Consider the following 23,810-nt stretch of genomic DNA (forward strand, 5'->3'; position numbering starts at 1 on the left):
CTGCTTTATGGCGAAATATAATTTTGTCAACTACCTTCTCAATCCAAAGAATTGGTGGTTGCCCCTGCTGGTAATTTTTGTTGTTAGTGCTGCCGGTGTACTGATGATAGGCGTGCATACTTATACAGAAGCGCCACCTATTCCAACCTATGTTTCTTCAAAAAATGAGACTGTTTTCAGTAAGGAGGATGTATTGGATGGGCAGGCAATATTCCAGAAATATGCCCTGATGAATTATGGAAGTATGTTTGGGGATGGTGCAAACCGCGGTCCTGATTATACTGCAGAGGCGCTGCATCAGTTGACGGTATATATGAATGCCTATTACCAATCGAAGATAAAAAACGATCCCACTGCCGACCTGCAAAAGAAAGGTGTTGCTGAGCTGGTAAAAGCAGAAATAAAAAACAATAGCTATACAGAGAACAATAACCAGGTGGTACTAACTGATGCACAGGTATTTGCTGCAACAGAACTGGTAAAATACTATAAAGGGATATTTACCGATGCGGCTTCAGCAGGATCGTTTAAGCCTGCTGGTTATATCACCAATGCTGATGAGATTAGATCACTCACCTCCTTTTTCTTCTGGGGTGCATGGGTATGCGGCGTAGAAAGACCCGGCGAAAAATACAGCTATACACATAACTGGCCATTTGACCCTGAGGCGGGAAATACACCCACCTCGGCTACTATTCTCTGGAGTATTATCGGTTCCCTCGGATTGATCTTCGGGTTGGGCATAGTATTGTATTATCATGGCAAACTGGAGCGGCTTGATGACAGTGCATACACAAACAAAGCGCAGGCCTTTATGACCAAAGGACAGATCCAGAACTTCCAACCTGATGCCGTACAGCGGTCAACCTATAAATTCTTTTATGTTGCTATCCTGCTTTTTGGCGTGCAGGTATTGGCAGGCATACTCACCGTGCATGATTTTGTTGGCTTTGTAAACTTCTTTGGATTCAATATTTCTGAGGCCTTACCCATTACCGTTACAAGAAGCTGGCATATACAGTTATCGCTATTATGGATATCTGCCTGCTGGATCGGCGCATCATTCTTTATGATGTCACTGGTATCGCCGGCACAGCCAACACGGCAGGTGAAACTGATCAATACTATTTTCTGGATCACGGTAATACTGGTGGGCGGATCATTTGCCGGAATATTCCTCGGACCAAAAGGACTGATCGGTAAGAATTGGTATTGGCTAGGAAACCAGGGATGGGAATATGTTGAACTGGGAAAATTGTGGCAGGTGATGCTGGGCGTTGTATTTATCATCTGGGCGATCACCCTATACCGGGGTATTAAGCCGGTGATGAAAGCAAGGCAGCCATGGGCATTGCCCAACTGGTTGGTGTATGCAACATTCAGTATAATATTCTTACTGATCTCAGGATTTATAGCAACGCCAAAAACCAATTTCGTTATCGCTGATTTCTGGCGATGGATGGTAGTACATATGTGGGCAGAAGCATTTTTCGAAGTATTCACAACTGTATTGATCGGTTACTTTATGGTGGTGATGGGCCTTGTGAGCAGGCAGGCAGTTATTCGTGTGATATATTTAGCCACGCTCCTATTTCTTGGTAGTGGCTTGCTGGGAATCTCGCATAATTTCTACTGGAATGCCAAGCCGGTAGGAACCATGGCATTGGGAGCCGTATTCAGTACCCTGCAGGTAATTCCATTGGTACTGCTAACCCTGGAAGCATGGAGATTCAGCAAACTACCAAAGATCCTCGAAAATGGGAATGGCCATAATGGAGAGATGAGTAAGCGCTTCGGATTTTCAGAGGTCTTCCTGTTTTTGGTGGCAGTTAATTTCTGGAATTTCTTTGGAGCAGGTGTATTAGGATTCATCATTAATCTTCCCATCGCCAATTATTATGAGCATGGCACATACCTGACCGTGAATCATGGACATGCGGCCCTGATGGGAGTGTATGGCAATCTGGCCCTGGCTGCTATCCTTTTTTGCTGCCAGCTATTATTCAAAACAGAACGGTGGAAACCGCGACTCATCACCAGAGCATTCTGGAGCATCAATATTGGCTTATTACTGATGGTTTTTCTAGACCTGTTTCCTGCCGGCATCTGGCAGTTCAACACGGTAACTGAAAATGGACTCTGGTTTGCCCGCAGTCATGCATTTATTGAAAGCACTGGCTTTCAAACCCTCACCTGGCTTCGCATTATTGGAGGCTCCTTATTCACGCTGGGAGGTGTTGTACCATTGATATGGTTCATCGTTAGCAGTGCGGGTGGATTGAAAAAGAAAATGCCGGAAACCAAAATAAATCAGGTGGAAAAAAAGATTGCGGTGGTTACTACTTATTAGTTGTTCACAAGTATAACCAGCTCTAACTTTGTGCAATGCTGGTACCAATAAATTACTTCGGTTGTACAGCGCCGGTATTACAGCATTTACATGGTAAGCAACACAGCCACATAATGAACGATAGCCGCTGCCAACACAAAAATATGCCAGACGGCATGGGTCAGTAAATATTTATCCCAGATATAAAAGAACACACCGATGGAATAAAGTCCGCCGCCTATAATTACCAGTATAAGCACATTGGTGGGAAGCAAGTCAAAAAATCTGCGTCCTCCCACTACCATCATCCATCCCATGGCCAGGTAGATAATGGTGGATACAATTTCATACCTGCCGGTGAACCGTATTTTGAAATAGATCCCAATGAGGGTGAGTGCCCACAACACAGAGAGAAGTGTATAGCCAAAGCTGTTGTTTATATATACCAGCAGGAAGGGTGTATAAGTGCCGGCGATCATGAAGAATATGCTGATATGATCCAGCACTTTGAATATTTTTTTGATGGCCGGTTCGGTGGCAATATGATAGATGGTGGAAGAGGTAAAGAGGAATAAAAATCCAAAAGTGTAGATGGCCGAGCCAATGATGCCGGGTGTATTACCATGATTGATTGCAAGGCCGGCCAGTACCGGAAACCCGCAGATGCCGAAGAGGATGCCCACCCCATGAATGAGACTGTTGATGACTTCCTGTTGCCGGTTATAGCTGTCCATGATAGATGGAAATTGAGGGATAGCACAAACTTACAATTCGCATTGCGAAGTATGCTGCGCATTTCAATTCCTGCTTTATTGGAAATGCTTGAAGAAAGTTCTACCTCGGGATTCTCTTCCTTATATATGAACTCCATGCCCCAAATCGCTTAACCGTTCCCAGCCAGTAGGCAGTATCACTATCAACATCCGTGAAGGGTTTACCGTCATAGATCTCAACGGTTATATCCACGAGGTCCCAGGTTGATTCATCAAAATGCCATTTGAATTCATGGGCGGCATTCTTGTTATAGCCCCCGCTGCCTGATCTCAGCTCTCCCAGTACAATTTGTCTTTCAGCCACAGGCAGCGCCAATTGTGCATCAGCCCTCTGGATCATCGCCGCGTTATTGGTCCGCACGATGATGGCCGTATCCCGCCAGTTTGCGTTGTCGGTATCAAAGCCAACTTCATAGTATACGAAGCCTTCCTGTTTGGCGTTGTCCTTTGAGCAGGCAGTCACTGCAATGGTAAAAAAGATCACGATCAGGATATGTGGAAACTTAGGCATACTGACTTTTTCTAATTGACAAGCCAGTTATATGGAAGCGTTGCATCAGGAAGAAACAGCCTGCATATACTCCTCCAGGTTAACATCGGTATCAATGCGCAACCTGTTACGCAATCGCTGCCGGCTCTTATGAACGGCATCAACAGAAATTCCCAGCATGGCAGCCATCTGTTTTGTGCTGAGTGAAAGTCGTGTAAGGGCGGCCATTCGTTGTTCGGCTACGGTTATATCGGGACTATTATTTTTCAGCTTCATGAAAAAGCCGGGATATACTTTTTCAAACATGCTTCGGAACCGGTTCCAATCGTCTTCCGTAAGGATGGTAAGGTTGGTCAGCTCCAACAGCAGGTCCTGTTGGGAGGATGTCAGTTTCTTTTCCCTTACCTCCTCCTGCAGTTGTTCCAGCAGCGATGATTTCTCCACTAAGGTTTGGGTGAACATATCAAGTTTTTCCCTGGAGGCCATTACTTCTGCGTGCAGCTTGCTTTTTTCAAGGCGGGCCATCTCCTGCTGGTGTTTCAGTCTTGCCTTCTGGCGAGCCAGAACCAGGATGATGATGATGGCCAGCAGACTAATACCGATGATGATGGAATTCCGCTTTTGCGCCTCTCTTCTTTTTTCTTCCTGCGTGGCGCGCACCAGATATTGATTCTTTTCATTCTCGATTCTCAGCAAAGCAACTTTGCTGCTGCTGAGGATGGCCACGCGTTGCAGCGAATCACGAAGGGATTGATAACGTTGCTGGTAAAAGTTCAGACTGTCGGGCTGGTTCAGCACTCTGTACAGTTCGGCCTTTGCGGAATAGACCTCCCGGAGTTTGACAGCAACCTGGAGGGGATTGAACTTTCCGTAGGAATCGAGCAACTGCAATGCCCTATCCAGGAAAAGAGAGGCGCTGTCTGTTTTGCCCTGCAGAATATTGATCCGCGCCAGCCATAGAAGCGAGAAGGCGGCGATACCCTTCTCCTTCTCTTTACAGGTTTCATAGGAATAGCGCAGTAGTGCAGTGGCTGGTGCATATTGTTTGCGAACAAAATACCAGTAGCCGAGGTCGCTGGCATTGATGCCTTTCCAGATAGTGTGGCCAACAGCGTGTGCCAGACGGTTGGATTCCTGGTAAAAGAAGAATGCAGAATCGGGCTGGCCGAGATGCTGGTAGCATTGGCCGAGGGTATTCAGGTACTTCGTTTGCAGCACCCGGTTAGAGCGGGCGGTATCAGTATTAAGAGCGATCGCTTTTTGGGTATAATGGATCGATTTCGTGTATTCATTGGTGTGAAAAAGCATTTCACCCAAGTAGGAGTAATAAAAATGAAGGGTATCGAATGCCGGCATTTGCTCGTAGAGCTCCACCGCTTTAAGGGAGTAGGTGATAGCGGGTTCCATTTCGTTGTAAGAGTACATCATGCTGCCATAGATCCAGCTGGCGTAGGCGATAAGTTCTTCTTTGCCGGTGGCTTCAGCTTTCTGCATCATGTCTTCCAGGAGGGGGACCAGTTTTTCCATGCCATAGGGCTGGTTATAATCCTGCAGGAACCAGATCCGGGCGTGCAGTATGCGAAGCTGGAAAGCGGGGCCAGCCGTGCTGCCCTCTTCTTCGAGGATATCGAGTGTTTTCTCCACTTCAGCGCTATCCATGCTATTGAAGCTATGCACCAGTTCCCTCACCGCAACATGATCTGTTCCCGATCCCTTCGAAAGCCGGTCGACCCATTTCCGCACGGGGAACTCCTCCGCCGAGGCGGTAGCCCACAGTAATACGAGCAGCAGGATGCTGGTGAGGAGCTTAAGGATAGACGGGGGGTTAGGGTTCATTCGCCCTGGTAAATTAGGAATAATCAGGGAAAGTTGATGGGGAGGAGACAAATGCTAAGAATATAAACAGGTATCATCGAATCGGAATTTATGACCTTATTAAATAATTATCCTTTTGCTCAAATAATTTGTCCATCCAAGGACGCAATATGTTTATATTATTTAAGCCATTTTCCTTCAAAATATCAATGATGTCCTTCCCGCATACAAAGAGAATTGGATGCTTGTCATCAGTTACCTCCTTATAAGCTTGTTGGTCTATATATGAAGTGGTCACTAAAATCCCAAACTCCCTTGACTTAATACGTGAGATTAATCTAGAAACTGCCCTTACTCCCACACTATTATTTGTATTATAACATTTGGCCTCAAGTGCAAAGTCAATCAATATGAATGAATCTCTTGTTCCTACTCGCATTTTACCAATTGCATCCCTTCCTCCATCACGCCAGGGGCGAGTAACATCAATCTCCATTACATCATGTAATAACATTTTCGCTATATCAGCTGCAAAAAGCTCAAAATCATGTGCTCGGCCATCAAAGTAGTTAAATATGAATGCGAGCATATTCTTTTCCTCAGTGGTTGTTGGTAATTGATCTTGCTTTCTCCTTATAGGTGCGCTTCTTTGAGAAATTAATGGTGTATAAATACCACGTTCGTAAAATTTAGTGAATTCCTTAGGTGTATTGGGGGTAATTATTCTATTCTCATTTAGATCATCTATCCATTCGCGTTTGATTACTGGCACATTAAGAATGGTAAACAGTGCCTTATAATTTTGAAAGCGTTGATTATTATTAAATTTCCAAATTGCCTGAAGGTCATCAAATGAAGTAAGACCAAGCCCACCTGGTACAGCCAACCCCCTAAAAATCACATCTCTTCCGGAAAAGCCCTTACCAAATACAAAGAAGGGTTTAATAAACTGATAGTTTCGGACATGAAGATCATTGAAGCTTTTTATTAATATTCTATTACCATTTTTAGGAGTATCTAGTATTTCATGTCCAGGTTTTTTATTATCTCCATAATAGGTGAAAATACCTGATTGAAAATCAATATTGTCTGGCCAATCAAAATCGTCAAAACTCGAATACAAAACAATATATGGATATGAAAATTGATCGTATGATCCTGTGTACCTAAATCCTCCCTGGTTACCACATCTTAATACCTTGTTTAGTGGATCATCACCTACGTTTCCTTTCACACCACCTTTATAAACACAGTCAATTACTAAGTCAGCGCGATTTAACTGATCAAATCCGATTTCTCTTTGCATTGGCTAAAAATTATAAGAAGATATCCCTTTATGCATTTTCAACCACATTAATTTTTCCGATTAACATGTATCCCACTCCCACACCCGCTACCAGCCCGCCAAAATGCGCGGCATTGTCAACGCCTTCGGATAGTAATCCGTAGATAAGTCCTACACCTGCAGTGGAAGCCAAAATAATCCAGATTAGTTTGCTGTAATATTTATCGCTGAAAAAGGTGGTTGCTAATAGCCCGCCGAAGAGACCAAAGATTGCGCCGGAAGCGCCTACCTTAACTGGCAACGGAGCATAGGCTACAGATACCATCGCAGCGAGGACACCACATATAAAATATATCAGCAGGAATTTCTTCGTGCCGACGGCGGGCTCCAGGAATTGACCAGCAATTAACAAACTCACCATATTCATAAACAGGTGGGCTAGTCCGCCGTGTACAAACATTACAGTCAACAATCGCCACCACTGTCCATCAGCAAGCTTAGATGAATTGAGCCCTCCCCATGCTAACAGATCCATAGCGCGGGGTTGGATAAGATCCACACCTCCAAGCGCCATTACCAACATCACCAATACATTTATCCAAACAAGAACAGGTGTGGCCACAATGCCTTTGCGTGGAAGAAGGATTTCCCAGTCGCTCCACTGCAACAGCTTCTCCCGACGGCTCATCGGTTTGCCATATCGTTTTAAAGCGTGTTCATTCATTCGTGGTATAGCTACCATAATCAACCAGACAAGCCAGGAAATGCCTACAGACCATAAGGATGATGAAAGCTTGCTTCCATTGCGATCGGCAAAAGCTTCCTTTACCGGCAGCAAAACAACAGGTTCCGTTGTACCTTTATAAATGGCACTTCGCTTTGCTGATTCAAGAAAGTCTGTTCGTCTGTTACTGTTGGGCAGTCGTTGCAGGTATTCAAATCGCATATTTAGCTCCTGCTCAAAGTGACGCATGCTTTCGTTTACAAATTGACGGTAGATCTTCTTCTTTTGCGAATCTTCCAGTTTGTTTGAGATCTCTTTGTTGTATTCTACCCCGAGAAACAATACAGGTTCCTTGCTGAATTCATCGAGATGATCCTGCACCGGTAAAGTAAGGTAGAGGGTATAATGTAACCGACCACCGTATTTACCTCTCCGCTCGGCCACAGAATAAAAGCCGTAATCAGTTTTGTTAATTACATAACCACTCAAATCAAAAAAACGATCGCGTGGATATTGATAAATCTCGACATTCTTATCAAGGGTCACCAGTTTGCCTGTGGCTGTATCCAACAGATGTATACCCATAATCAGCGGAACTGCAATGGTGGCCGCGGTCATAAAATAATAGAAAGCGAAATAGTCCTTGCCATGACGGGTTTCAAGCCGCAATAGTTTTAATCGGCGGCGCAAACCCAGCCATGCAACCAGTCCGCCAAAAGCTGCCGGTATCCAATAATGGGTGAGCATTTCCGTGAGTCCGTCGAAACCTGGCAATAAAATGAGCAACCAGTATAACAACAAACCTACAGCTATTGCCGAAGAAGAGATCAGAATCCAGGGCAGGAATACGTAACGTAACTTTTCTTTCAAGATTGCAGTTTTTTCTATTGATACACTCTCACCCAATCCACATACATCTTCACCGGTAACTGTTGCAGATCAACTTGTCCTACCCAGGCGCCCCCGAGTTGCTGGTCTACTATTAGGTAAAAAGGCTGATCAAAGGGCCATTGACTTGGATCCACTGTTGGCAATCGCGGGTAAGTGAAGGTAGTAAAGCCGTTTACCTGGAACACAAGTTTATTGGGATAACATTCCAATGCGTACACATTATATGCATTGCGGTCGATCCTCGCCATCCCATAATTGGGTGGGTTCTTTTTCTCTTTCAACTCCAGCGTGTAATAGGAATGTACTGTCTGGTAAATACTGTCTTCATAATTGAGATGCTCCATGATATCTATTTCTCCACCACGGGGGTAATTGCCATATTTCCGGGTTTGGGGTAACATCCACAATGCTGGCCAGGCTCCCTGCGATGATTCAAGCTTTACGCGGATCTCTACACGCCCATACTGCCAGGCAAATTTATCTTTCGTCCATACGCCACCGGTAAGAAAAGGACGGGGGTCTTTTATTGTATCGTTATTACGGATGCCTATCAGTTCCAGCTTACCATCGTGCAGGTTATAACAGTCTGGCTCAAGCGCAGACATGTGGCGGTTCCAGTCAGAACTTCCCTCTGGTGTACGGCTCCACTTACTGGTATCCAGCTCACTGCCCTCAAACTCATCAGACCATACCAGTTTCCATGGCCTTGATTCCCTCCCTTCCTTCTGAATATAATGATGGCCGCTATCAATCCTGTAAGGCTGCCTTGAACAGGCTGATAGCAGCAGACTTATTAAGACAAAACTTAGTAACCGCATTCTTTTCTGATTTATTTACTATTTATCACTTCCAGAATCTTCCCTTTTCTCCTCCTCGACACCGGTACCTGCATTTGCCCCGAAAGCCATAGCTGGTTTTCTGTATCCAGCTTTTTTATATGTGCTTTATTGACAAGCCAGGATTTATGCACCCTTATAAAGCCATGCCCCGAAAGTATATCCTCGTATTCACCAATCGTTTTTGCTACCAGTAATGGCTTCCCGGTTTCAAAATAAAATTTACTGTAATTATTTGAACCTTCTATACAAATGATACCAGGGAGGTCGAAAAGGAAAACGCCCTCCTTTACCGATACAGCCAGTTTAAAATCTTCTTTTTTCTGGTGAAGGTTATGGAGAAGGTTTTTTACCAGCTTCGTATTGTTTCCTGCATACTCTTCCTTTATAATATGCCGGTGGATGGCATTCTGCAACTCGCCAGCATCTACAGGCTTTAAGAGGTAATCAAGTGCGCTGAATCGAATGGCCCTGATCGCATACTTATCAAAGGCAGTTGTAAAAATCACATCAAAATCATTATTAGGCGCCTGGGCCAGAAAATCAAAACCATTCATCCCGGGCATCTCTATATCAAGCATTAACAGTGAAGGCCTGAATGTGCTTACCAGTTCAATTGCTTTTACCGGATCATTGCAGCATTCAACCTGCTTTTCTTCCCTGATATGTTTATCAATCAATATCCGCAGCATATTTGCCGATGCCACCTCATCATCTATGATCAATATTTTCAGCATATTTTTTAATTGCCGGGTAATTGTGGAAATTCCATGACCACCCTGGTTCCGATGGCTTCTCCTCTATCATTTAGCAGGTCGATCGTTTTTACTGTCGCCTTCTTTGCCATCCGGGTGCTAAAAACCCCGATCCGCTGCGCCGAGAGCAAAGTTCCTTTTGATTCAAACTGATCACTGCCCAGTTTGTTTTTCTTTATTCTTTCAGCTGCTTCACGGCCAATGCCATTATCCTCCACTTCAATATATAATGCGTCATCTTTAAGGAAGAAACGTAATGCCAGGGTTTTGGCACCTTCTTTTGTACGCAGCCCATGCCATAAAGCATTTTCAATATATGGCTGTACAATAAGTCCGGGTATCTCTGTCTCTTCCATATCAATCGTTTTATCAACATCAATGGTGTAGGAAAAACTTTGCCGGAAGCGCAAACTCTCCAGCGATAGATAGAGCTGTATCATCTCCAGTTCACTACCCAGTGATATGGTGTTCTTTTCTGAATTGTTGAGCACCAACCGCAGCAAACGCGAAAATTTTAATAAATACTCATAGGCTTTGTCTGTTTCTTCGGTTATCACCAGTTCCTGTATTGCATTCAGCGCATTAAAAATGAAGTGTGGATTCATCTGTGCCCGCAGCGCCTTGGCTTCCAGTTCGGCAACCTGTTGCTGAAACTGCGATTTTCTGGTTATTGCTTTTATCCGGTTTTGATAGGCCAGCCATAACAGCAGCGCCACAAAGCCAAATATCGCAATAAGGAATCCAGTAGTTTGCCAGAATGCTTTTTGCACCTCCAGAGAAATCGTATCCTCAGAAGGTATAAAGTTTATAAGATCATAACTAGCCTGTACTTTAAGTTTATACTGGCCGGGAGAAAGATTGTAAGAAATGGAGCGGATATGTGTTGGCACCGACCAGCCTGTATCAAGCCCTTCTAACTTGTAGCGATAATATATCTGCTGGTTGCCGAGTATATCTGAAGCGGACACCTGGAAAATTATCTTCCCTTCATTGTATTTGAAATGCAGGAGACTGTCTTCGTAGCAACGAATAAAATTTTTTCCATCAACAGTGCGGTGTATATAAAGCCTTAAAGAATCACGGTAAGGCTTTATTTTACCAGGTTCAAAATGGATGAGACCGGATGAGGTGCCAAAGAAAATTTCGCTATTGGCAGATTTGTGTGAGCTACCGGTTACAAAGGCCGCATTGCTGATACCATTGTGTTCATCAAAATAACTGAACTGTCTGTTGTAAGGATTATACCGGCATATCTTATTGCTATTAGTAAACCAGATATTCCCCTCATCATCTGCCAGCAGGTTATCAACCCTGATGTTTAGCAATCCAGAGCTCTTGTCAATATTTCTTATCCCGCCACTGCTATCAATAATACTCAGTCCCTCCCGGGTGCCAGCATACGTATTACCCAACTTATCAATAGCAACGCAATAAACGCGGTTACTTATCAGCCCGTTCTCTGTGGTATAGGTTTCTAATCTCTTCGTTGACCAATTATAGTGATATAACCCTCCCCTTGGTGATATGGCTAACCATAATTCATCTCCCCTGCTCACCATGTCCACCACTCTTTTCTTCAACAGGGCACCCAGGGCAGGATGATCTTCCAACATACTATCAACGGCATAATTCTTCCTGTTAATAATGAAAAGACCATTTTCACAACCAACAATTACCCGGTCTTTATCTAATAACCTGAGTTCTCTTACTGCGGAAGACGGCAGTTCATTTTTCAGATGCCTTATTGGCTGTCCCGATTTATTATACACAATAATGCCATCTCCATTGAAGCCAGCCCACAAATGCTGATCATCATCTATTACCACTGTACCCGGCATGGAATTATACAGATCATTGTTTTCCTCATTGGCCATGTCCCTGAGTACAAAGCTTTGTCCGGAAACCCTGTTCCATCTGATAAGCTTTTTAGCAGTGGTTAGATAAACAATACTATCGGAGGCTGTAACGATGCCTGTAACGGGTTCATGAATGATATTACCCCTACCATCTTTAAAATAGTTCTGCTGATTCAATACCGGGTAATTAACGTTGGAATAGCTCACGCCATCACGGGCGGTGGTTACCAGCATACCTTTATCATCACAAGAGACCCAGGTGGGCGAATTACTGCGAATGGAATTTTCGTTCAGGGGTTCCCGTTGAAAATAGTCGAATCTTTCACTGGCGGGATGAAAGCGCAGCAGTCCGTTTGAGCGGGTTCCGATATAAATATTTCCATCACTGGCCTTATGCATCAGTGTTGTAGCAGAGAGTAATGATTTCCCGCTTTTATCTTTTGGAGGAAGGTATTCTTTAATGATCTTTTTCCGGGAAACGCTGATGCGAACCACTCTCCAGCTTCTGTCTGTGCCGGCCAGTATTTCATCATTGTTGATCCTGCATATACCTAATGCTCCTGGAAATTCAAAGTTGAGCAGGAGTTTTTGTTGCTTGAAATTAACCAGCAATATTCTTTTATTCCGGACGGAAATAAGTTTGGATTCGTCATCCCAATCTGTCACCGAAACCGTCCTGTCATTTTTGAGAATGCTGTTCAACCAGCTATACGGTTGCCATCCGGAAAAGCCATTTGTAGAAATATAAGCGCCATCTGCATTGATGGCTATCATTCCTATTTTGTTTACTTCAAAAACCCGGCGGTCGATTACACCCGGATCTTTATTCCCGGGTATATTAATGGTTTGCAGCCTGCGATCCTCATCTATCATCATAACGCCTGCGCCCGTTTGCATCCAGATCCGGTTGCGACTGTCGCAGTACAGGTAATTGATATCATTGTCGGGTAAACCCGGATTCGTTTCCCTGCTAAATTGCTGCACCCCATATCCGTCGAAAAGAAAAAGTCCGTCGAGCGTTGCTATCCAGATCAACCCGTTCTTGTCAATGATGGCATGTGATATATTCCCGGAGTTTATCCCTTCCGCTTCGCCGAGGTTGCGAAAAAACAAAGGCTGTCCCCGCAGCTGCATGCAGCTAAAGAGGAAGAAGAAAGCGTTGATAAAGTATGATCTGTACTTATTCAAATTCGCAGTAAAAATATAGTTCATTGGCGGCTAAAAATGCCCGATTCCTAAACCATTGCAGCCGTTCTCTCAATAAGAATGATTTTCTACTACTGCCAATATACTTTTAAACCGGATAACATCCATCCCCACGCGCTTTTTATAAAATCCCTCCTGATTGAAGACCTCCTTTTTAAACCCAACCGATGAACGGCAGCACCGAAATAAAAGAAAAAATAGAAGAGCTGGCGGCTGAAATGAAAAAAGCTGGCTTGTGGCGTAAGGAAAAACCAGCATGGGTAACAGAATATGGAGGCGAGCAACACTGTGTGGCCGAACCGGATTTTTTTGAATGGCTGCAATTTGTTTACCTGCCCAACCGGCTGATGAATAAAGCAGGCATTAATGAAAACCATATCATAATCCAGGCAAAGAAATTTGCCAGTGAAAAAAATATGAACCCCGCAATCGTATCTCTTTTAATTGAATTGGATGCTTTATAAAAAAAGAAAATAAACCTTAATTATGAAATGGAAGATCCTGCCGATACTGGCTGCTATTATCAGCCTTGCAGCATGTAGCAAAGAGAATGATAATGAAAATGAAGAACCTGCCAACCTCCGGACAACAGGCTTTCTTTGTACGATCGGAATAAAGTCGAATGAAGTGGCTTACCCCAATCCGGATACCATCTGTATCGGATCAAATCAGAGTGGTGGTTCCTATAATATCCGCGACTATTCTTACACAGCAATAGGAAGTTTTGTTACCAGGCCAAGGGATATCTGGACCCTGGTAACTACGGGTGATAATAACTGGCACCTGGTAAATCATGCTGGCAAGTATTTAAGTTTTGAAGACGATCCTTATCCAACCAATGATGAATACTCGATCGACATGAATGATACCCCAAATGAAAAAAGTGTTTTCCTGCGCACCAGTGGTACAGACCAGAATTTCTATCTCGAATCAAAATACAAAAGGGGATATTATCTTATAACCCGTGCTGCGGATGTTGCTCCGCCTGATCCAAGCCACTCGAGTGTACGGTTTAAGAAAAATAAACAGTTGTTCTTCTTCATGCCCTGATCATTCTAACTGCAAAAAACAAAACTATGCGTAAGTATTTTTTCATCACCTTAATTGGCTTTGCTTCTTTGGCAACTACAAAGATTGTTCATGCCCAACAGCCCGGTGTGGCCATTAATACAAACGGCAATACCCCGCACAGCAGTGCAATGCTGGATATACAAAGTACGGAAAAGGGGATTTTAATTCCGCGGATGACAACTGCCCAGCGAACAGCTATTTCTAACGTGGCAACGGGGCTATTGGTTTTTGATAATACCACAGGCAGTTTCTGGTTTTATAATGGAACAAGTTGGGAAGAATTAAAAGGAGGTGGCAATTCAGATAGTCAATGGGAAACATCCAGCAATGCTATCTACAATAAAAACACAGGCAATGTGGGAGTTGGTATCAATACACCCTTTGAGAAGCTGGATGTGGACGGCAACCTGAAACTAACTGGCGGCGGCAGGCTGCTGCGGATGGAAACCAGCCAGGCGGGACCAAGTGGAAATTTCATCGTGAACCGATATACGCCCGGCATTCAGTTTATTCGCTCCACGGGAACGGTATTGGGCAAAATAGAATATGTGGATACTTTAAATTATTCCAATTTCCTTCGGTTTTATACCGGCAGTACGCCTACGCATGACCTTACCATCAGTACCGATCACAATGTAGGAATCGGAACGCCGGGACCTGAGGCAAAACTGCATATATCGGGTGGTACTGAGCAATTGCGCATACACAGAGTTGCTGATCCAATATTGCAATTCACTACCGGATTATCGAATGCGCAAAACAGGGTGGGTTTTATTCAGATGTCGGGTGCTGATCTGCGTTTGGGAACAAATGCAGAAAATGATGCCGGCAGGTTTATTGTTCGCACTGGCGGGGTTAACAGGATTGTTACGGCTACAAATGGTAATGTTGGTATAGGCACAGAAGACCCGCTTACGCCTTTGCATGTGAATGGAATTATTTTCAGTGAAGGTAGCGTGATTTCTCGCGCAAATATGGAGGCTGAAGGCAGTATAAGCTTCGGGGGCGAGTTACGGCGGTTCAATACAGGATCAGTTAATTTAGCCCCTTATGCCTACGGCGTTGTAGATGGAAACGGTACTATCAGAAGTGGAAGCGGTAACTTCTCCGTTAGTATGGGGTGGGATCTTGGCAGGTACACAATCACTTGTTCAGGTGTTGGTACTAATGCATGCGTTGTAGTAACTGCAATGAATTCCGGCGATTACGGTAATGCTACATGGCGAATAATTGATGCCAATACTTTTCAGATCGATACTGGCGGATGGGACCCAGGATTAAAAGACAGCATAGCATTCGATTGTCCATTCAGCTTTGTTGTATATAAGCCATAAACCAGGTGTATGTCAAAAGAAAAACTATTTCCAATCATTATACTTGCGCTGTGTATAGCGTCGCGATCGTTTTCTCAAACAAGTATCAGGATCCAAAGCGGCACCACAGTAAAACTTTCTCCCGGTGTTGTAATGACGCTAACTGATATGGATCTCATCAACGACGGTGAATTTAACGCCGCAGCGGGCGATGGCAGGATTATTTTCAGCGGAAGCGGTAATAATAGAATCGGGGGCAGCCGTATATCAAGCTTTGATGAACTGGAAATGGCAAAAGCCAATAGCAGTTCCTTGCTGCTGGAGCAGGATCTGCAGATCCGTGGCGCTATTAGATTCACTTCCGGACTGATAAATCTCAATAACCATAACATCAGCCTGTTTGGCAATGCATCTTTGCAGAACGAATCAGAGAACAGTCGTATCACTGGAGTTAATGGATATGTACAGCTCTCTATGCAGCTGAATAATCCGCAGTCAGTAAATCCAGGTAACCTGGGTGCTACCATAAGTTCAGCCCAAAACATGGGACTTACCACTATCAGGCGCGGACATCAATCCCAGATAAGTGGAAGTGGTACCGGCAATTCTATTTTACGTTATTATGATATTATACCAGCCAACAATACAGCATTGGATGCAACGCTGAGAATACAATATTTCAATGCGGAACTCAATGGGCTCGATGAAAACAGCCTTGTATTATGGAAGAGCATTAATAACAGCGACTGGACCGAAGAAGGATTTACCAGCAGGGATATTGCAATGAATTATGTGGAGAAAACAGGCATTCCCGGTTTTTCAAGATGGACCCTGAGTTCCATTGGTAATGCCTTACCGGTAAGAGGATTGAAATTATCGGGCCGATGGAAAAATAATGCTGCCTTGTTAGACTGGACAACCATTGCCGAGTATAATAACCGCTATTTTAATATTGAAAGAAAGTACAGCAACGAAAATGATTTTTCTATCGTGGGTGTTAAAAATTCAAATCATGCTGATGGAAATGCACAATCGCCAACTTCTTATAAATGGAAAGACCCGGCAGATGCGAACAAGGGACCTATCAGTTACCGCTTAAAGCAAGTGGATAGGGATGGCAGATCTGCATATTCCAAAGTCATCACCATTAAACCTGAAGCGCTGGAAATTTTCATTAAAAATCTTTATCCCACGCAAAAAACAGGTAGTTACCTTTATGTGCAAACGGGCGATCTCAACCTTGGTGAAATGCATATAAGCATCTATGATATGCAGGGCCGGCAATTTTTGAAAAGGAAGACTTCTTACAGTGCGCAGCGGATTGATCTTCCATCACTGGCAGCGGGTATGTACCAGTTGGTGATTGAATCCGGAGAATGGAGATACACCGGAAAATTTATTAAAGAGTAATTACTCTATATTTTCGTGGGATAAAGCTTTATAAATTAAACATGAAATTTTTAACCACATTATTCCTGCTTGCTTTAATTTTTAGCTGCAAAAGCAAAGAAAAATCTTCAGCTTTTTATATGCCGGCCGAATGGGAGGCCCAGGATGCCGTATGGTTTGGCTGGGTGGGAGAAGACAGTTCTGCTCATCCCCCCGTTATTGAAATGATAAAAGCCCTGCTTCCCACCACAAAAATAAAACTGGCAGCAGATAACGATTCGTTGCTGACCACGGCAAAACTTGTGCTAAGCAAAGGAGGCATTGACACAAACTCCATTACCTTCTATACAATGCCGGGCGAGCGTTACTGGATTCGCGACCATGGTGCTACTTACCTGGTAAATGAAAAAGGCGAGTTAGCTGTATTGGATTTTAGCTGGAATATGTATGCGGTGAAAGACTGGCTACTGAAAAAATATAATAACAATGCCGATAGCGCTGAAGTATATTATAAAAGATTTGCAAACCCCAATACAGCGCGGGTTGATAGTATGATGGCGGCCAAGGAAAATTTGCCAATCATTAATACTGACATTATCATGGAAGGCGGCGGCATAGAGGTAAATGGGAAAGGGACGCTTTTATTGAATGAAGTGCTGACCATGCAACGTAATTCCGGAAAAACCATGGCGCAACTGGAAGAAGGATTTAGAAAAGCATTGGGTGTGTCCAAAATCATTTGGGTGAAGGATGGCCTGCTGGAAGATTCACATATGTTTCAATTACATTTTGGAAAATATGTTACTCTTGGCACCGGTGGTCATTTGGATGACTATGTACGTTTTGCTGATCCTCATACTATTTTATTGGCCTGGGTTGATGAAAATGAAATAAATGCGCATCCCTTTAATAAAGTGAATGATGAAAGGATGAGAAAGAATTATGAGATTCTAAGCAAAGCAACCGACCAGGATGGCAAACCCTTCAGGATCATTAAAGTGCCTATGCCCGATCCTATTGAACGACCAAAGTATGTGAAAACACAGCCAGGCCCTGAAGAAAAAAATGCAATAAGGCCTGGTTCATTTCTGCCAGATCAACAACCAAAAGAGGGAGACACGCTTATTAATGTGGCAGCAGCTACTTACCTGAACTATCACGTGGGTAATGGTGTGGTGTTGGTGCCGGGCTATGCAGATGCTGGCAGTTCAGCAGAAAAAGAAAAACGTGTGGAAGCAATTTTTCAAAAAGTATTTCCCGGAAGAAAAATCATCTTCATTAATTGTTTGTCGCAGAACTGGCAGGGAGGTGGTATTCATTGCAGTACGCAACAGCAGCCAAAAAGAAAATAATACGAGCTTTGACCAAATTCATATTTGCCGACTATATACCAGCATTAAAATGCATAGCCTTAGTGTGTTTACTATGGGGCATTCCAACTGCCCTGTGTGCCCAACTTACAGAGCAGGTTATAAGTAAAGAAAATTGGCGATTGTATGGCAAGGTGAAAAATATAGGTGTGGCGAAAGCCAGTCTTGAGTATAAAGTGAATACTACCGACTCTACATTTATTCTATTGCTGGAAGATGAGAGGAAGGAATTAAAAAATTTCTATAGTGTTGGTTTCAACAGTCGCGGTAATACACTCAACAATCTTTATGAAATACTGATTTCATTTTTTAAAAAGGAAAACTGGAACAATAAAGATTATATAAAAATATTCACGCTTGGTGAAACAAAAGTTAGTGTTTATAAAGCAACGGGATTGATGCCTATAAAAGCGATCATCTTTTCTACTGATAAAGGTCGTACCCGGCTCAGCAAAAGCGAAATAAATCAATTATTTAATAAATGATACCCGATACAACAGCAGCCTATATGGTCAGTATCATGAGGCTAATTTTGTAACAAAGCATAATAAGCATAGGATTGGGCAAACCATTCCGGTGAAATACCTTCCCGAAAAACCGGATAAAATTATTGTGAGCGAAAAAAGAGAATACTGGCTTATGCTTATATTCTCTTTTCTGCTCATGCTGTTTATATTTTTTGCCGTGTATAAAATTGATGAGATGCTAAAGGCGAATTAATGCTGTTGTGCCTGCTCATTAAAACTCATCATCCAATTCACGCCGAACTTATCGGTGAGCATCCCGAAATAATCGCCCCAGAAAGTGCTGGCCATGGGCATGGTGATTTTAGCGCCATCGGATAGTCCGTTGAAGAGCGTATCAGCTTCTTCTTTGCTATTGGCAGTAACGGAGATCGAAAAATTATTGCCGAGCACAAAGCCTGGTGCCCACTCGCCGCCGGTATCACTTCCCATCAGGATGGAACTACCGATGGGTAAGGAAACATGCATCACTTTGTTCTTGTCTGCTTCGGAAACTTTATAGTCCTCACTGGCAGGCATATCGCCAAAGCGGCCCAGGTAGTTGAATTCGCCGCCGAAAACGCTTTTGTAGAAATTGAATGCTTCCTCACAATTGCCGTTGAAATTCAGGTAGGTGTTGGTCGTTGCCATGGTTAATATTTTTAGTTCTTAAAAATAACATCACGATCGCGGTGGTGGCCACCCCCATAATGAAAGCCCAGAGCGCGCTCTGGATCGCATAATTCTTATAGTTGAAATTGGCTTCCGCTTCTTCCCTGGTTTTGTAATAACCGATCTCCACTGATCGCTTTATTACATTGGGGAAATACTCCGGACTGATAACATAGCTCGTGATCCATTGCGTTAGGGGACTTAGCAGCGCTATGAATAAAGAAAGAATAATGCCGGAAACCAGTCCCTGCCTGTAGGTGATCTTGCCGCCATTGAAATTGTCGCGCTTGTCAAGCAGTGCCTGCACATAGATCCATATGGCCGGTATCAAAAACAAATTCGTAAGGTAGAGATGGTAATCGATATATCGGTCATGCAATCCCGTTATCTTCTCCATCACCATCCATGCCAGCACTACTGCTGAAAATACTAGTGCCCATTTGATCTCTATTTTGATCTTTTGCATATGGTAAATGTTTCTTCCGCAGAAAAGTTAGTGCTTTTTTCCGCGATTTTAAAGGGGTGCATCACAAAGGGTGTTGCGGTTGAAAGGGTATTACTATCAAGGGGCAGCCGGTCAATGGGTTGCCAGTGAATTGAATATTTTTACAAATTGCAACTCCCTGTGTAAAAGGTCCTTCCAAATTCAGTGTTTTTTATTGTTCCATATTTGAATCTTTAAGAGGTGTATTGTTCCATATATGAGTCTATATAAAATGCTTGTTTTCCGAACCCTTACTCTTGCAGTTTGGATGGGTGTCGGAACGCAAAAGCTTTTCGCGGGATCGCACAAAAAAAGTCCCGCCCTGAAAAGAGCGAGACTTTACACACCTGTCTACTATTTGCTATCCTGTTATTTTATCTACTATCTATTTTACTTGTTCACGATAAGTTTCCTGTTAAATACTTTTCCATCGGCGGTGATCCGCACCAGGTAGAGTCCATTGCTGAGTGAAGAAGGCAATGTCAATTGCTTTTGAAGAATGCCACTCACCAGTCCGGCACTCTGATTCAGCACCATCTTGCCATTCATATCGAAAAGCTGGATGGCAACCGGGGCCGCCACTGTAGTGCCAAGGTTAATGCGGATAGAGAACTGGTGGCTGGCCGGACTAGGATAGACCACCAGCGCCGAGGCTTGCGCTACCTGCTCTTTTTGCGTGTTCACAGCAAGCGCAGCACTGGTATTGCTATTCTGCGCGGTCCTGAATTCAATGGATGCCGAATACTTCGTCATTACTTTACCGCACTTAGCCCTGATATGCCAGCTATAGTTCTGGTTACGGCTCAGGTTGGTGATTGTCACCGAGCGGGCTGCAGGGCCAACATTTGGTACATCAATCCACTTGGAACCCTTCGAGGTGGATTTATACTGTACCTGCCACTGATCGGGGTTTGTGGAAGCTGACCAGTTCAGGGTTGCGCTGGTGGAGCTGATATTGGTTGTTGTGAGGTTGGAGAAAACGCCGCAAGGATCACAGTTTTCATCCACCAGGCCATTGCAGTTATCATCAATTCCGTTACCGCAAATTTCGACGGCGTTGGGATTTATGGTTGCGTCGTCATCATTACAATCCGTATTGTCTAACACATATCCATAATAATTATCACAGGCTGGATTAGCAAGAATCCAGTTTGGATTCCCAAAACCATCTCCATCTTCATCACGATATAAAGGTCCCTCGAGTTCACAACCTCCTCCACCGCCACAATCTTCATCTATCTGGCCATCGCAATTATCATCAATTTGATTGTCACAAATTTCAACCATACCAGGATTGACCCCGGCATTCCCATCATCACAATCCTCACTTCGTGTAATCCAACCAGTTGGAGGCGTTTCGCAGAAGCTTGTTTTAGAAAGAGTATTTGAACCAAAAGTATCACCATCAGCGTCACGGTAATAGGTATAAGTGGTAGCACTGCTAAATTCAAGCGCTCCCATGTCCACCGTTGTATTGATGATCCGGTTATTACCATTAATATCTTTAAGTACCCCTGCCGGAACTGCCGCATTACTGCCGGCATCCACTGCCGGCGAGCAGGCGGTTAGGTTCACTCCAGTCCCAAATACAGGATCCAGGTCCACATTTCCGGTACCGGCAAAACCACCCTTCACTATGGAATAGGTTACATTGGATGTGCTTAAATAGTTATCATCAATTTCTGGGGCGTTCGCACCGGTATTATTCCAGAAAATAGAATTAGTGATAACCGGATTTGCCTGGTAATTCCGGATCGCTCCCCCTGAACCAGTGGAACTATTACCAGTAAAGGTTGAATTGGTAAAGACCGGATTTGCCTGGTCATTTTCCACTGCGCCGCCAGCAGCGGATGCCGCATTACCCTCAAATACACAATTGATGAAAGAAGGATTGGAAAATGCCTTGTTTGAAACACCACCCCCGGCATTCGCAGCATTGGCAGCAATGGAGCTATTGGTAAAAATGGGCGAAGACCCTGAATTATAGATTCCGCCACCATACGTGCCGGCTGTATTATTAAAGACAGCGCAATTATTCAGTTTTGGGGCGGAGGATAGATTAAAGATTGCCCCACCGTTAGAGGTGGCCGTATTTAAAGAAAACGTGCAGTTATTGAATATGGGGGAGGAATTTTGATTGGTAACTGCAGCCCCGGAGGCCCCCTTATTATAACGGAAATCACAATTGCTGATGGTTAGTCCGGAGCCTGTATTGAACATTCCTCCACCCCACTCGTTGGTTCCGCCGCCATTGGCATTACCATCGGCGATCAGGAAACCGTCCAATACGGTAAGTGGTCCTCCTTCAATGCCTACACCAAAAGTAGTTACCACATGGAAGGCATTATCATTGAAAATTTCACCACCATCATTGTTTTGCAGATCACCGCTTAATATGGATTTCCGGTTTCTGATATCCTCCAGGCCGTCAATTCCGATGCCGGGTTCAAAGCCATCAAGGCCGGGGGCGGGAGAAACATCTATGCCATCGTATGTCCAGTTGGCCGAGCGCCCTATTGACTCCGCCAGCATCTCCACCAGCCTGAGGTTTTTCTCGAGGTGGGCTTTCAGGAAGTCGCGCGTATCATCCCCCCGGCTTTTAAGAAAGGCATCCGTCAGCAGGTTAGGCGATTCCAATCCGATCGCGAAACTATTGACCCCTTCATGGAAGGCAGCCGGAAAGAAAGGAATATTGGCCGGACAGTTAGCCATTGCCGTAAACCGGAAATTTGCTTCGCCGCCTTCAAGTGCCGCCAGCGTACGAACAATTTCTGCTGATGCCTTTATCGATTGCTGGTGGATCTTTAAGGCATGGGAGGAGATAGAGAGGTTAAAGCTGATGGATTTTGTGTTGCTCACCAGCGCCGCTGCCCATTGCCCGATCCCCGCCTGGTATTGGTTGGGCGGTAAAATTTGTCCAACAGAAAGGGAAATACCATTATCGACCGCTATTTTATCAATCGCTATTAAAAAGGGTATTGCCTCCATGAGACTTCCATTCCCAATATAACTATAGAGGTTAGCCGTAGCGATGCGGAGGGTCTGCACTTCATAACCCGCATCTGTAAACGTTTTTTTGGCCTGCCTTAAAAAGATAATCGCCTGCTTGAGGGTGATGGTATCGGAGAGATCTTTCAGGGTGACGCCAGCCGTGATCGTACGGATACGAAAATCAAACTTCTTCTCCTGTGCATGTGCATAGGATAACCAGCTAAGGAGGAACAGGAGAAGAAGTGATTTTTTATTCATTGGGCATCTTAACCAATAACCGGTATAATAACTTCGGCCTTATTACGCGGGCGGTCAAAGGCTTGCAAAACCAACCGGGTTCCTTCCTCCAACTGGTGATCTTTCTGACCGTAATAGACCCATTGGTTTATAAATCCGGTTTCTACTGCCCTGCCGGTTTCCAATATTTTGCCTGCCGGACAAATGACGGTACACGTAACTTCTACCACCTTCACATTATCGGTGGCTATAATAAATATTGCCTGGCCAGATAGTCCCTTATAACCACTGATGTCATATGAATCAATAACAGGCGGAATCAGCTTGTCGGACTGAGCAACATGGTATTCCGCTTTTTTGGCCGTTCGGAAAGGAGTATAGAACGCCTTGGCCTCCGGGTTTTTGATGACGAGGCTGCCATATTTCTGGGCTCTTTTAAATCGATTCTGGTTCTCGGCTTCCCCCTCCTTTTTCTTGTGACGCTTACGGCTCGGGTTTGGTATGAGGTACTGGTCTTCCCCCACATTCTTGAGATAAAACAGGTCGCAGATCTTTCCAGAGAAGTTCTTTAATAGGATGTTTCCTTTGTTCTTTGCCATTTTCAAATAGGTTTTGATTAGTTATATATAGTCATGTCTATCTTGTCTTCCGCTTAAGAAGGCAGTAAACTTAATAGTGGTCGCCTCCTGATCGCCTCTTTATCCCCTCCTTATCGCCACTTTGTCACCTTTTACCGCCATTATTTCATTTTTGAATCTAAGGTTAATATACAGATTAAATTAAATACATAATAAGGGGAAGTGCTATTCTGATAAAATAT

Annotated in this window: 19 protein-coding genes; 7 read left to right on the forward strand and 12 right to left on the reverse strand. The window is 44.0% G+C overall.

Going from position 1 to position 23,810, the window contains the following annotated elements:
- Positions 1-7: 7 nt before the first annotated feature.
- Positions 8-2,350: a nitric-oxide reductase large subunit gene (locus tag V6M43_RS06055; RefSeq protein ID WP_332733314.1), complete on the forward strand. Its 2,343-nt coding sequence runs from the start codon at positions 8-10 to the stop codon at positions 2,348-2,350.
- Positions 2,351-2,436: 86 nt separating this feature from the next.
- Here the strand turns inward: V6M43_RS06055 and trhA are convergent, their stop codons facing one another.
- From trhA to V6M43_RS06095, 8 genes are all read right to left on the reverse strand, one after another.
- Positions 2,437-3,063, reverse strand: coding sequence for a PAQR family membrane homeostasis protein TrhA (trhA, locus tag V6M43_RS06060; protein ID WP_332733316.1), 627 nt, complete (start codon positions 3,061-3,063; stop codon positions 2,437-2,439).
- 100 nt (positions 3,064-3,163) lie between these two features.
- The gene (locus tag V6M43_RS06065) at positions 3,164-3,613 is read right to left on the reverse strand and encodes a BP74-related protein (RefSeq protein WP_332733318.1); all 450 of its coding nucleotides are present in this window, start codon (positions 3,611-3,613) and stop codon (positions 3,164-3,166) included.
- A gap of 45 nt (positions 3,614-3,658) precedes the next feature.
- Positions 3,659-5,428 carry a tetratricopeptide repeat protein gene (locus V6M43_RS06070; RefSeq protein ID WP_332733320.1) on the reverse strand — a complete coding sequence of 590 codons (1,770 nt, stop codon included), beginning with the start codon at positions 5,426-5,428 and terminating at the stop codon, positions 3,659-3,661.
- Between the two features lie 88 nt (positions 5,429-5,516).
- Entirely contained in the window at positions 5,517-6,713 is a 1,197-nt protein-coding gene (locus tag V6M43_RS06075; protein WP_332733322.1) for a restriction endonuclease, read from the reverse strand.
- A 28-nt stretch (positions 6,714-6,741) separates the two neighbouring features.
- Positions 6,742-8,286: a rhomboid family intramembrane serine protease gene (locus tag V6M43_RS06080; protein WP_332733324.1), complete on the reverse strand. Its 1,545-nt coding sequence runs from the start codon at positions 8,284-8,286 to the stop codon at positions 6,742-6,744.
- Positions 8,287-8,300: 14 nt separating this feature from the next.
- Positions 8,301-9,125: a glycoside hydrolase family 16 protein gene (locus V6M43_RS06085; RefSeq protein ID WP_332733326.1), complete on the reverse strand. Its 825-nt coding sequence runs from the start codon at positions 9,123-9,125 to the stop codon at positions 8,301-8,303.
- An 11-nt stretch (positions 9,126-9,136) separates the two neighbouring features.
- The gene (locus tag V6M43_RS06090) at positions 9,137-9,880 is read right to left on the reverse strand and encodes a LytR/AlgR family response regulator transcription factor (protein WP_332733328.1); all 744 of its coding nucleotides are present in this window, start codon (positions 9,878-9,880) and stop codon (positions 9,137-9,139) included.
- 5 nt (positions 9,881-9,885) lie between these two features.
- A complete protein-coding gene (locus tag V6M43_RS06095) occupies positions 9,886-12,942 on the reverse strand; it encodes a sensor histidine kinase (protein ID WP_332733330.1) in 3,057 nt (1,018 codons plus the stop codon).
- A 185-nt stretch (positions 12,943-13,127) separates the two neighbouring features.
- On the opposite strand from V6M43_RS06095, the gene V6M43_RS06100 reads away from it, so the two are divergent.
- Genes V6M43_RS06100 through V6M43_RS06125 form a run of 6 tightly spaced genes read left to right on the forward strand, consistent with a single transcriptional unit; the run spans position 13,128 to position 18,588 of the window.
- A complete protein-coding gene (locus V6M43_RS06100) occupies positions 13,128-13,424 on the forward strand; it encodes a YqcC family protein (RefSeq protein WP_332733332.1) in 297 nt (98 codons plus the stop codon).
- A 22-nt stretch (positions 13,425-13,446) separates the two neighbouring features.
- Complete coding sequence (locus V6M43_RS06105; RefSeq protein ID WP_332733334.1) at positions 13,447-14,010, forward strand: hypothetical protein; 564 nt, start codon at positions 13,447-13,449, stop codon at positions 14,008-14,010.
- 26 nt (positions 14,011-14,036) lie between these two features.
- Entirely contained in the window at positions 14,037-15,365 is a 1,329-nt protein-coding gene (locus tag V6M43_RS06110) for a hypothetical protein (RefSeq protein ID WP_332733336.1), read from the forward strand.
- 9 nt (positions 15,366-15,374) lie between these two features.
- A complete protein-coding gene (locus tag V6M43_RS06115; protein ID WP_332733338.1) occupies positions 15,375-16,754 on the forward strand; it encodes a T9SS type A sorting domain-containing protein in 1,380 nt (459 codons plus the stop codon).
- Between the two features lie 41 nt (positions 16,755-16,795).
- A complete protein-coding gene (locus V6M43_RS06120) occupies positions 16,796-18,085 on the forward strand; it encodes an agmatine deiminase family protein (protein ID WP_332733340.1) in 1,290 nt (429 codons plus the stop codon).
- 8 nt (positions 18,086-18,093) lie between these two features.
- Positions 18,094-18,588: a hypothetical protein gene (locus tag V6M43_RS06125; RefSeq protein ID WP_332733342.1), complete on the forward strand. Its 495-nt coding sequence runs from the start codon at positions 18,094-18,096 to the stop codon at positions 18,586-18,588.
- Between the two features lie 231 nt (positions 18,589-18,819).
- Here V6M43_RS06125 and V6M43_RS06130 read toward each other — a convergent pair whose 3' ends face one another.
- From V6M43_RS06130 to V6M43_RS06145, 4 genes are all read right to left on the reverse strand, one after another.
- A complete protein-coding gene (locus V6M43_RS06130; RefSeq protein WP_332733344.1) occupies positions 18,820-19,257 on the reverse strand; it encodes a VOC family protein in 438 nt (145 codons plus the stop codon).
- The gene (locus tag V6M43_RS06135; protein WP_332733346.1) at positions 19,214-19,744 is read right to left on the reverse strand and encodes a DUF4199 domain-containing protein; all 531 of its coding nucleotides are present in this window, start codon (positions 19,742-19,744) and stop codon (positions 19,214-19,216) included. The genes V6M43_RS06130 and V6M43_RS06135 overlap by 44 nt, the downstream gene beginning before the upstream one ends.
- A 408-nt stretch (positions 19,745-20,152) precedes the next feature.
- Positions 20,153-23,011 (reverse strand): DUF711 family protein, encoded by a 2,859-nt coding sequence (locus V6M43_RS06140; RefSeq protein ID WP_332733348.1) that lies wholly within the window; start codon positions 23,009-23,011, stop codon positions 20,153-20,155.
- A gap of 8 nt (positions 23,012-23,019) precedes the next feature.
- On the reverse strand, positions 23,020-23,589 hold the full coding sequence (locus V6M43_RS06145) for a hypothetical protein (RefSeq protein WP_332733350.1): 570 nt from the start codon (positions 23,587-23,589) through the stop codon (positions 23,020-23,022).
- Between the last annotated feature and the right edge of the window lie 221 nt (positions 23,590-23,810).

Source organism: Flavihumibacter sp. (assembly GCF_036676075.1).
In the GTDB taxonomy this organism is placed as follows: Bacteria; Bacteroidota; Bacteroidia; order Chitinophagales; family Chitinophagaceae; genus Flavihumibacter.

Excerpts from the sequence above, each read along its gene's own strand:
- V6M43_RS06055 (WP_332733314.1), top strand. The coding sequence starts at position 8 with ATGGCGAAATATAATTTTGTCAACTACCTTCTCAATCCAAAGAATTGG.
- V6M43_RS06140 (WP_332733348.1), bottom strand. The coding sequence starts at position 23,011 with ATGAATAAAAAATCACTTCTTCTCCTGTTCCTCCTTAGCTGGTTATCC.
- V6M43_RS06110 (WP_332733336.1), top strand. The coding sequence starts at position 14,037 with ATGCGTAAGTATTTTTTCATCACCTTAATTGGCTTTGCTTCTTTGGCA.
- V6M43_RS06120 (WP_332733340.1), top strand. The coding sequence starts at position 16,796 with ATGAAATTTTTAACCACATTATTCCTGCTTGCTTTAATTTTTAGCTGC.
- V6M43_RS06130 (WP_332733344.1), bottom strand. The coding sequence starts at position 19,257 with ATGGCAACGACCAACACCTACCTGAATTTCAACGGCAATTGTGAGGAA.
- V6M43_RS06085 (WP_332733326.1), bottom strand. The coding sequence starts at position 9,125 with ATGCGGTTACTAAGTTTTGTCTTAATAAGTCTGCTGCTATCAGCCTGT.
- V6M43_RS06105 (WP_332733334.1), top strand. The coding sequence starts at position 13,447 with ATGAAATGGAAGATCCTGCCGATACTGGCTGCTATTATCAGCCTTGCA.
- V6M43_RS06135 (WP_332733346.1), bottom strand. The coding sequence starts at position 19,744 with ATGCAAAAGATCAAAATAGAGATCAAATGGGCACTAGTATTTTCAGCA.
- V6M43_RS06070 (WP_332733320.1), bottom strand. The coding sequence starts at position 5,428 with ATGAACCCTAACCCCCCGTCTATCCTTAAGCTCCTCACCAGCATCCTG.
- V6M43_RS06145 (WP_332733350.1), bottom strand. The coding sequence starts at position 23,589 with ATGGCAAAGAACAAAGGAAACATCCTATTAAAGAACTTCTCTGGAAAG.
- V6M43_RS06090 (WP_332733328.1), bottom strand. The coding sequence starts at position 9,880 with ATGCTGAAAATATTGATCATAGATGATGAGGTGGCATCGGCAAATATG.
- V6M43_RS06075 (WP_332733322.1), bottom strand. The coding sequence starts at position 6,713 with ATGCAAAGAGAAATCGGATTTGATCAGTTAAATCGCGCTGACTTAGTA.
- V6M43_RS06100 (WP_332733332.1), top strand. The coding sequence starts at position 13,128 with ATGAACGGCAGCACCGAAATAAAAGAAAAAATAGAAGAGCTGGCGGCT.
- trhA (WP_332733316.1), bottom strand. The coding sequence starts at position 3,063 with ATGGACAGCTATAACCGGCAACAGGAAGTCATCAACAGTCTCATTCAT.
- V6M43_RS06065 (WP_332733318.1), bottom strand. The coding sequence starts at position 3,613 with ATGCCTAAGTTTCCACATATCCTGATCGTGATCTTTTTTACCATTGCA.
- V6M43_RS06115 (WP_332733338.1), top strand. The coding sequence starts at position 15,375 with ATGTCAAAAGAAAAACTATTTCCAATCATTATACTTGCGCTGTGTATA.